This window comes from Cronbergia sp. UHCC 0137 (assembly GCF_034932285.1).
Classification (GTDB): domain Bacteria; phylum Cyanobacteriota; class Cyanobacteriia; order Cyanobacteriales; family Nostocaceae; genus Cronbergia.
In genome coordinates, this window is record NZ_JAYGHC010000001.1 from 76,848 (window position 1) to 88,326 (window position 11,479).

Sequence of the window (11,479 nt, forward strand, 5' to 3'; positions counted from 1 at the left end):
TGTTTTTTACCAGGACTGACGCAAAACATCACAAAAATAGAGGTAATATGATGAATTATTCACAAACAGACGATATCGATCTTTTAGAATTGCTGTTAGAAGAAGAAGGAATCGAATTAGGAACAGATGATGCACTAATTTCACGTCGCGGTCTTACCCAAGCACCTGCTTCTTTTCAACAGAGACGGTTATGGTTTCTTTATGAATTAGAACCCACATCCTCTGCTTATAATATTTGTTCTGTTTTCAGTGTCCAAGGATTTTTAAATGTCCCAGCTTTACAGCAAGCTTTTCAACAATTACAACGAAAACATGAAAGCTTACGCAGTACATTTGTAGATATAGATGGAGAACCTTGGCAAAAAATTCATCCCGATGCTTTAACGGAACTGGTATTAGAAGATTGGAGTGGAAATACAAATACAGTAGATACAATAGCACGTTCTGAAGGTGAGCATACCTTTAATTTACAAACTGGTCCATTAATCCGCGCTCGATTGTTTAGATTTGCAGCAGAACAACACATTCTCACCCTGACTTTACATCATATTATCGCTGATGCTTGGTCTATGGGCGTGATTTTACAAGAAATTGCGATTTTTTATAAATTAGCTATTACAGAAGAAAAAATCGTACTACCAGAATTAACATTTCAATACTCTGATTATGCCCTATGGCAACAAGAAAAATTTAGCAATTCCCATTTAGGAAATAGCCTGAATTATTGGGAGAAAAAACTAGCAGAATTACCAACTTTACAATTTCCCCTTGATTTTTCTAGACCCAAATTACAAACCTTTCGAGGAGATTTAGTTAAATTTGAACTCTCAAAAAATTTGACCACAGCCATTCGCACCTTGAGTCAAAAACAGGGTGCAACTTTGTTTATGACCTTGATGGCTGCTTTCCAAGCACTTTTAGCACGGTACACTGGACAAGAAGACATACCTGTAGGAACTTCCATTGCTAACCGTCCAGGAATGGATGCGGAACAACTGATTGGTTTTTTCGTGAATATGTTAGTAATTCGTACTAATTTAGCTGATGAACCTAGTTTTATCACACTTTTAGATAGAGTAAAAACAACAGTTCTAGATGCTTTTGAACATACAGAAGTTCCCTTTGAAACTTTAGTAGAAAAGTTGAATTTAGAACGTGATACCAGTCGTAATCCTTTATTTCAAATTGCCTTTACTTTATTAAATGCACCCAAACCAGAATTTAGTACCGGTGATTTAGAAGTTTCGATCTTAGCAACTCAGGAAGCAGCACGTTTTGATTTAGAATTGTTTATTACTGAAAGTGAAGATCATTTAAATGGGGTTTTCTCCTATAATGTCGATTTATTGAAAAGAGAAACTGTAGAAAGATTTGCCCGTCATTTTTGCCAACTGCTAGAAAATTTAATTACCCAACCAGATATACCAGTTAGCCGCGTACCTTTTTTATTAACAGAAGAATTAGCTATTTTAGCACCAAGTCAACCTGCACAAAGTTTTTCTGTACAGTTTTGTTTGCATGAAATATTTACTCAACAAGCAAAATTGCGTCCTCAACAAACAGCATTAATATTTGCACAAGAAAGACTCAGTTATTCAGAAGTAAATTATCGCGCTAACCAACTAGCACATTATTTAATTAATGCAGGGGTGAACCCAGAAACAAGAGTGGGATTATGGTTATCTCGTTCTTTAGATTTGGTAATAGCTATTTTAGGGATTTTAAAAGCCGGGGGTGTTTACGTGCCTTTTGATACTAACTATCCAAGCGATCGCATAGCTTATATGTTAGAAGATAGTCAAGTTACAGTTTTACTCACACATACCCAATTTCAAACACAAATCCCACCCCATACAGCTAAAACCATATTTATTGATCATTGCCAAACTGAAATCACCCAAGCACCAACAACAGAACCAGAAATATTAGTCCTCCCAGATAACGCCGCTTACATTATTTATACCTCCGGTTCTACAGGAAAACCCAAGGGAGTTGTAGTCACCCACCGTCATGTTACGCGATTAATGTTGGCCACTGAAAAATGGTTCAAATTTAACCCCAAAGATGTTTGGACACTCTTTCATTCCTGCGCTTTTGATTTCTCAGTTTGGGAAATTTGGGGGGCGCTTTTCTATGGCGGTCGTCTAGTCATTGTCCCTTATTTAGTCAGTCGTTCACCGGAGGAATTTTATAATTTATTATGTGAAGAAAAAATCACAGTTTTAAATCAAACACCTTCAGCTTTTCGGCAATTAATTCAAGCAGAATCAATACTTTGTCGAGAAGGAGAACTAGAATTACGCTATGTAATTTTTGGTGGTGAAGCCCTAGATTTAGCCAGCTTAGAACCTTGGTTTGAACGTCATGATGATCAGTTTCCGTTACTTGTAAATATGTATGGAATTACAGAAACTACAGTTCATGTAACTTACCGTCCCCTATCTTTAAAAGATGTCAAAAAAAGACTAGGAAGTTTAATTGGTAAACCCATTCCTGACCTTTCTTTATATATTTTAGATCGTCATTGTCAACCAGTTCCTATTGGTGTCGTAGGAGAAATGTATGTTGGTGGTGCAGGTGTGACTCGCGGTTATTTTCACCGTCCCCAACTCACAGCAGAAAGGATGATTCCCAATCCATTTAATACTTCAAAACCAGAACGCCTCTACAAAACAGGTGATTTAGCCCGCTTTCTTGATAACGGAGAGATTGAATATATAGGACGTAATGATCATCAAGTAAAAGTTCGTGGTTTCCGTATTGAATTAGGAGAAATTGAAGCAGTTATTAAACGTCATCCAGGAGTAACAGATGCTTTAGTTCTTGTTAGGGAAGAAAGCAAGGAAGATATAAGAATAGAAGCTTATATTGTACCAAAAAATCAAATTCTTGACTCGGAAATTTTAATAAAAGAACAAACCCAAGAATGGCAATATACCTTTAACGACACCTATAATCTTACTGAATCCGAAACAAATGAAGACTTTAATATTACCGGTTGGAATAGCAGTTATGATAATCAACCCATTCCTGCTGAAGAAATGCGTCAATGGTTAAATAATACCCTAAGCCGAGTTCAAGCACTCAAACCCCAAAGAGTTTTAGAAATTGGTTGCGGTACGGGGATGATTTTATTAAATATCGCTCCTCAAATAGAATCTTATTGGGGAACAGATTTTTCCCAAGCTGCAATTACTCGTTTAACAAATATTATCCAAAATCGCTCTTTAAATAATGTCAATTTATTAACTAGAGAAGCAATTGATTTTTCAGAAATTCCTGAAAATTATTTTGATACCATTGTTATTAATTCCGTTGCTCAATATTTCCCCTCTATTGAATATTTACAGCAGGTAATTACAGGTGCTTTACAAATTTTAGCACCAGGAGGCAGTCTATTCCTTGGTGATAATCGCAATTTATCGCTTTTAAATTATTTTCATGCCAGTGTTGCCTATTTTCAAGCTGATGAAAGCACGGATAAAGAAACATTTAAAAACCAAGTTCAACGCATAGCTAAAACAGAAAACGAATTAGTAATTGATCCGCAATTCTTTATTAGTCTAATAGCAAAAATACCCGATTTAACAGCAGTAGAAGTTCATCTTAAAGCCGAAAATAGCGATAATGAACTTACTAAATATCGTTATGATGCAATCTTACACAAATTAGGTCAATCAGAAAATCAGCCAATAGAAATTAACTGGCAAGATTGGGAAACCGCAAATTTACAACTAACAGACTTAAAACAGCAAATTGTCAAAACAGGTACAATTGGTTGGTGTAATATCGCCAATGCAAGGTTAATTAAAGATACCACTATTTGGCAGTGGATGTCAGAAAGTAATAGTAAAAATACTACTGAAGAATTAAGTAAAGTTATTAATAAAATAAAGTTTGAAAAAGCAATTAATCCAGCAGATTTATATGCTATTGCTCAAGAAATTGGTTGTCAAGTCACTATTAGTTATTCACCAGAAAATCCTGATTATTTTGATGTCTGTTTCTATCCCTCAACAGCAGAAAAACCTCTATCGCCATTAATGCCAATAAGTAGTAAAATACCCACTGAAAATAATAACTCTTATTGGCTTGATCCACTAAAAAGCAGATTTACAAAATCCTTAATTTCCCAATTAAAAGAACAGGTGCGGGAAAAATTACCAGAATATATGTGTCCATCTGGTTTTGTAATGTTAGAAAAGTTTCCTATGACTCCCAGTGGTAAACTAGATAGACGCGCTTTACCCATACCAGAAAGAGAGATAACGATTAGTAAACAAGCCTTTGTTCAAGCTACAACCCCCACAGAAAAGAAACTTTCTCAACTTTGGACTAATGTTTTAGGAATTGATAAAATCGGTGTGACAGACGATTTCTTTCATTTAGGAGGACATTCACTTTTAGCCACTAAATTAGTTTCTCGAATTAGAGAAGAATTTAATATAGCCTTACCTTTACGTGCAGTTTTTGAATATTCAACCATTTCAGGTTTAGGAACAGAAATTGATCGTTTAGCTGGGGTGAATAATTCTCAAAATACACAACAAGATATTATTACTGCAATTCCTAACCGCGAAAATTTACCCCTTTCTTTCTCTCAATCTCGACTATGGTTTTTAGATTTATTAGAACCAAACAATGCTGCTTATAATATATCAGTGGCTTTTCGTTTAGATGGCAATTTAAATCTAGAAGGATTACACCAAAGTCTGCAAACTATTATTCAACGTCATGAAGTATTGCGTACAACTTTTGAAAATATAGACGGTGTGCCAATTCAGGTAATTCATGAATTTTTAGAAGTACCTTTAACGGTAATAAATCTCAGTCATTTAGACTCCCAAACCCAACAAGAAACCCTGAGAACAACCGTTCAAGAAGCAATTATTACTCCATTCAATCTGCGTCAATTGCCTTTATTGCGTGTTCATCTCTATCAATTATCTGAAGAAGTTAATGTTTTGGTATTGGTCATACACCATATCATTTCTGATGGTTGGTCTTTAGGGTTAATGATTCAGGAATTATCCTTATATTATACAGCAATTTGTGAAGATAAAATTAGATCTTTACCTACTTTATCTATACAATATGCCGATTTTGCTAATTGGCAACGGACAGTTTTTGCACAAACACAACTACCAGCACAATTAGCGTACTGGAGACAAAAATTAGCAGGTGCGAATGAAATTTTACAATTACCAACAGATTATCCCCGTCCCGCAGTCGCTAGTTATCAAGGTAGTGCTATATCTTTTACAATTAATAAACAAATTGGTAGTGAATTTCAAAAATTATGTGAATCCCAAGGTGCTACCCTATTCATGGGATTATTAGGGGTATTTAGCATCTTATTAATGCGTTATTCAAGTCAAGAAGATTTCTTAATTGGTACACCGATTGCTAACCGTAATCGGAAACAAATTGAAGACTTAATTGGCTTTTTTGTCAATACCTTAGTAATTAGAAATAATTTAACTGGTAATCCTACTTTCATCACTTTACTATCTAGAATTAAAGAAGAAACATTACAAGCTTATGCTCATCAAGATGTACCTTTTGAAAGAATTGTAGAAGAAATACATCCTGAAAGAAATCTGAGTAATCATCCATTATTTCAGGTGATGTTTGTTTTACAAAATAACCCAATGGGTAAATTAGAATTACCCGATTTACAACTTACTCCCTGGGAAGTAGAACAAGCATTAGCCAAATTTGATTTAACTTTATTGATGACAGAAACTGAAAAAGGAATTGAGGGAATATGGGAATATAGAACCGATTTATTTACAGTAGAAACAATTAAGAGGATGATCGGGCATTTCCAAACCTTACTAGATAATATTATTGCCCAACCTCAACAACCAATTCACGAATTATCTATACTAACGGCATCTGAACAAGATCAATTATTAGTACAATGGAATCATACTCAAATTAAGTATTCCCAAAATAAACAAAATAAATCTATTCATCAATTATTTGAATTACAAGTTGAAAAAACACCTGATGCAGTTGCAGTAGTATTTCAAAATGAAAATTTGACTTATCAAGAGTTGAATCAACGGGCAAATCAATTAGCTCATTACTTGCAATCTTTAGGGGTAAAACCGGATGTATTAGTAGGAATTTGTATTGAACGTTCTTTAGAAATGGTAGTTGGTTTATTGGGTATTCTCAAAGCTGGTGGTGCCTATGTTCCCCTGGATCCCAATTATCCACAAGAACGTCTAACTTTTATGTTAGAAGATGCCCAAATTTCAATATTATTAACACAGAAGCAACTGCGAGAAAGTTTAGATATTCCATCTGTAAGCAAAATTGTTTGTTTAGATAGCGACTGGGAAATTATTGCTCAAAAAAATACAGAAAACTCCTTTAGCAATGTAGTCGGTAACAACCTCGCTTATCTAATTTACACTTCTGGTTCAACAGGTAAACCAAAAGGAGTGATGATACCACACCATGCTATCTGTAATCATATGTTATGGATGCAAGAGACTTTTGCCCTCCAGGAAACCGACAAAGTATTACAAAAAACTTCCTTTAGTTTCGATGCTTCCGTTTGGGAATTTTACGCACCGTTATTAACAGGAGGACAGTTAATAGTTGCAGAAAAAGGCAGACATCAAGACAGTCCTTACCTCTTAAAACTAATTTCTGAACAACAAGTAACTGTTTTACAACTTGTTCCCTCTTTGCTGCAAATGTTATTAGAACAAGGGGGAATAGAAAATTGTAAATCTTTAAAACATATTTTCTGTGGAGGTGAGGCTTTATCAGTGGAACTGGAACAGAGTTTGTTAAGCAAATTAAACGTAAACTTGCACAACCTCTATGGACCTACTGAAGCTTGTATTGATACTACATTCTGGACTTGCAGAAATGAAAATAACCAACAAAGTAAACAAAAAATAGTTCCTATTGGCCATCCTATTGCTAACACCCAAACTTATATCCTTGATTCACTTTTACAACCAGTTCCTATTGGTATTCCTGGGGAATTATATATTGGGGGTATGGGACTAGCGTGGGGTTATTTACAACGTCCAGAATTAACTGCGGAAAAATTTATTCCTCATCTTTTTAGTAATCAACCTGGTGCGCGTCTCTATAAAACAGGTGACTTAGTTCGTTATCTAGCTGACGGTAATATTGAGTTTTTAGGACGTATAGACCATCAAGTAAAAATACGCGGTTTCCGCATCGAACTAGGGGAAGTTGAAGCCGCATTATATCAACATCCTCATGTACTGAATGCTGTTGTCATTACTTCTATAGATTCATCTGGTGGTAACAGCTTAATTGCCTATATTGTTACCCAGGAAAAACCATTAATTTCTTCAGGTATATTGCGTGATTTCTTAAAAGCTAAATTACCTGATTACATGATACCCAGCGCTTTTGTAATTTTGGATCATCTACCTTTAACACCTAATGGTAAAGTTGATAGAAAAGCCCTATCCGTGCTAAATATAAACAGAAATATTGATGTAGAACGACATATTTTACCCCGCACTCCTTTAGAATATCAGTTAGTAGAAATCTGGGAAGAAATACTCAAAGTAAGCCCCATAGGTGTAACTGAGAACTTCTTTGATTTAGGAGGTCACTCTCTCTTAGGTATCAGATTAATAGCTGCCATTGAACAAAAATTAAAATGTAATTTACCCGTTGTTGCTTTATTCCGAGAAGGGACAATTGAAAAAATTGCTGCCTTGCTAGACCAAGCAAAACCAAGCAGTAATTTAGATATTCTTATTCCTCTGCAACCTCAAGGTAATTTACCTCCCTTATTTCTCATTCACCAAGCAGGAGGTTATGGTTTGTCCTATTCAGTCTTAGCTGAAGAATTAGCTAAACAACTGGATAAACAGCGTCCTATTTACGCTATTCAAGCGCAAGGTTTAGATGGTAAACAACGGCCTTTAGAAACTATCGAAGCGATGGCAAATAGTTATATTAACGCCATTCAAGAAATACAGCCTTGTGGACCTTATTTATTAGGTGGACATTCTTTAGGAGGATTAATTGCTTTTGCAATGACTAACCAATTAGAAGCTATAGGAGAAAAAGTTGAACATCTATTAATTATAGATACCCATCCACCTTTAGCACTTGATGAAATTACAGCTTCTCTAGAAGATAATGCTGGGATTCTTTGCTTCATTGTTGAGCAAATAGGATTGCATTTTAATAAAACTGTATCTATTACTTATCAGGAACTAGCAAGTTTGGATCAAAAATCTCAATTTGATTATGTTTTACAAATTTTACAGCATCATGAAGTTATCCCACCGGACTCTGGACGGGATTTAATTGCTGGTTTAATTAGCGTTTATAAAGCTAATATCCAAGCTAGTTTAGTCTATCAACCACAACCTATTAAATCTCCTATTACACTCTTTAAAACAGCATCCTTGGCAGCACAATTTCCCGATGATCCTACCCTTGGCTGGGGACACCTAAGCAGTGAAAAAGTGCGGGTTTGTTGCGTAACAGGTGAACATCAAACGATGTTAAAAGAACCTCATATAAAAAGTTTAGTAATGGAAATTATAGAACAGATATAAGTATAATAAATAGGGTTTGCTGAAAAATCACAGGCTTTTGAAATTACATATTTAGTGCGGTGCGTCAGGTAGAGAAAATCCGTTAGATGCTCAATTATCGGGTCTGACGTGGTTGGTGAGCTTGCCGAACCACACCCTACAAGCAGACTTAATAGTGTTTTTCTGTTCTTCTAATTCTTCCTCCTGACTCCTGACTCCTGACTCCTACCCAAAAAACTTTTTCCTCAAGTCCTATTAATATGCTTAGACGCTTCAAGTTCCTTAATTTCTTCTCCCCTTACCTGCTATATGGTATTTTGAATTTAAGACTGTCTTAGGATTCATCCGATGCAACAGCTATTCAAGCAATTATTCAGTATTAAAAAATACTTTAATCGCCTAATTTTACCATTGATGGTAATGATTTTGGCGACTTCTCTGTTTACTACACCCGCTTTTGCTACAGGTGTTTATCAAATACCCGATTTGACAGCAGACACCTGGATTGTAGACGAAGGTGATGTAATTAGCCGTTTTAATGAAGGTCAAATTAGTGGTGCATTTAAGGACTTAGCGGAAAAAACTGGTAATGAAGTCAGAATTGTGACTATTCACCGACTTGATTATGGAGAAACACCGGAAAGTTTTGCTAAAGCATTATTTACAAAATGGTTTCCCACAGCAGCAGATCAAGCCAATCAAACTTTGTTGGTAATGGATACAGTTACCAATGGGACAGCGATCGCCACTGGGGATCAGGTAAAATCTTTATTAACCGACAATATCGCCAATAGTGTAGCTGGGGAAACAGTGGGTGTACCACTACGGAATGGCAACAAATATAACCAAGCATTTTTAGATGCGAGCGATCGCTTAACGGCTGTTCTCTCCGGTCAACCAGATCCCGGACCACCGGAAGTTGTAGAAACCATCAAAGTGGAAGGAACATTCAAAAAAATCGAAGGGGCGGAGAAAGACAACGCTACAGCTTGGATTGTAGGTTTGTTAATTGCTGCCACTGTCATCCCCATGGCAACTTACTATATTTACCTAGCAGTTCAACCATCGAATGAAGGATAGGAGGGATAGGGTAGGGTGTGAAATTACCCTTACCCCCTGCCTTAATCTTGTATGTACTCTTGCCCTGTAACTAAAGCCACTTGAGCGCGGGCAAATTCCCTACCTAAATAGGCTGCATGATCTAAAGTAGTCACCGGAGAAGGTTGGGTTTGTTCAAAAATTTTCACACACAACTCCTTGGCTGTCCTGGCACTAAATACAGTTGTGTGTGTTCTTTCTACCTTTTCCGTCGCTGGAATTACCATACCCGTTTCTGGGTCAACCGCTAAACCGCGATCGTTAATTACATTTGTAAAATGCTTGGCATAAATTAATCTTGCATTCCGATCCAGGTAAATAATAAAATATCCACCGGGGTCAAGGTCAATATGACGCTGAGAAAGTTTATCATCAATCGCCGTCAAATAATCAACTAGCAAATCCATAAGCACTCTTAAAAGATAAATTCTTTGATCAAGATTTTTAAATTACGTTTCTAAACTTAATTCTAACGGGGTTTGTGACACTGCGTGAGACAAAAAAGATATCCCTCAAAACCTCATTTCTCTGTGAACTCTGTGCCTCTGTGGTTCGTTACTTATGGATAAATCCTACAAATTAGCGATCGCTCGCGCTTGCTGACTCCATTGTTGGACTAACTCTATAGGTGGACACAAATCTCGACGCTGCATTGTTGCTACTTGCAAACGCATAACTTGTTGATGTAATCTATGAGTAGGAATTTGCGCCAACTGTGCCACAGAAATTATACCTGAATGAAGTAATAACCCACAATATTGAGAGCCAACACTGGGAACGCGGGCTAAATCTGCCAAAGCTACCCATTTATTGATAGATTGAACATTAATCTGCAACTTATTTGCTAATATTAACCTTGCTTGTGGAGTTTTCCCTTGTTTAACAAGTTTGCTGATCGTGGTAATACCAGATTCTTGCAGTTGAGATTGTTCTGCATCACTTAACCCTGGTAATTGTTCAATTGGCAAATCACTGATATTTTTAATGTTCATGGTGTGATTAACTTCCCCTGCATCACTGTTACCGCTTGTCCACCGAGAAAAACGCGATCGCTCCCTGAATAATACACCTTAACCACACCACCACGACTAGAAGCTTGATAAGCTAAGAACTGCTCTTTACCTAATTTACCGTGCCAAAATGGTGCTAAACAACAATGAGCCGCACCTGTCACCGGGTCTTCATCAATGCCTAAACCCGGTGCAAAAAAGCGAGAGATAAAATCGTACTCCGAGCCAGAATTAGCCATACTCGTAACAATTACATCAGGAATCTGTAAGGTTTTCATCTGCTGGAAATTAGGCTGAATTTCCCGTACTAATTCCTCAGACTCCAACTCCACCAAATAACCTAGAGAATTTTGGTAAACAGACTTATACGTTATCCCCAAAACTGCACTTAACTCTGGTGGTGCGACTATTGGTTGGGAATGATTCACAGGAAAATCTAACTCAATCCAATCACCCTCTAATTTAGCAGTCAACAACCCACTTTTAGTATAAAACCGCGCTATTTCAGATAATAACAAATATCCCTCAGACCATAGTACATGAGCGCTCGCCAACGTTGCGTGTCCACAAAGCGGCACTTCTACCAAAGGTGTAAACCAACGCAAATTAAAACCATCATCCTGCTTAATCAAAAAAGCCGTTTCTGATAAATTCATCTCCTGGGCTACATTTTGCATCCATTCATCAGTTTGGGGAGTATTTAAAACACACACAGCCGCAGGATTCCCCTTAAATGGTGTATTTGTGAAAGCATCGACTTGAGTAATAATTTGTGTCATGCAATTCAAGTGTGATAAATTAATATAACTCTATTCA

Annotated in this window: 5 protein-coding genes; 2 read left to right on the forward strand and 3 right to left on the reverse strand. The window is 36.5% G+C overall.

Going from position 1 to position 11,479, the window contains the following annotated elements; genetic code table 11:
- The first annotated feature begins 47 nt into the window (after positions 1-47).
- Complete coding sequence (locus VB711_RS00245) at positions 48-8,576, forward strand: non-ribosomal peptide synthetase (protein WP_323283664.1); 8,529 nt, start codon at positions 48-50, stop codon at positions 8,574-8,576.
- Positions 8,577-8,903: 327 nt separating this feature from the next.
- Positions 8,904-9,635 (forward strand): photosystem II repair protein Psb32, encoded by a 732-nt coding sequence (gene psb32 / locus VB711_RS00250; RefSeq protein WP_323283665.1) that lies wholly within the window; start codon positions 8,904-8,906, stop codon positions 9,633-9,635.
- A 41-nt stretch (positions 9,636-9,676) separates the two neighbouring features.
- On the opposite strand, the gene VB711_RS00255 is transcribed toward psb32, so the two are convergent.
- The 3 genes from VB711_RS00255 to VB711_RS00265 all read right to left on the reverse strand — a co-directional run bounded on the left by VB711_RS00255 (position 9,677) and on the right by VB711_RS00265 (position 11,442).
- On the reverse strand, positions 9,677-10,060 hold the full coding sequence (locus VB711_RS00255) for a DUF4346 domain-containing protein (protein ID WP_323283666.1): 384 nt from the start codon (positions 10,058-10,060) through the stop codon (positions 9,677-9,679).
- Between the two features lie 165 nt (positions 10,061-10,225).
- Complete coding sequence (locus tag VB711_RS00260) at positions 10,226-10,645, reverse strand: DUF4332 domain-containing protein (protein WP_323283667.1); 420 nt, start codon at positions 10,643-10,645, stop codon at positions 10,226-10,228.
- Positions 10,642-11,442, reverse strand: a complete 801-nt coding sequence (locus VB711_RS00265; RefSeq protein WP_323283668.1) for a PhzF family phenazine biosynthesis protein — start codon at positions 11,440-11,442, stop codon at positions 10,642-10,644. The genes VB711_RS00260 and VB711_RS00265 overlap by 4 nt, the downstream gene beginning before the upstream one ends.
- Between the last annotated feature and the right edge of the window lie 37 nt (positions 11,443-11,479).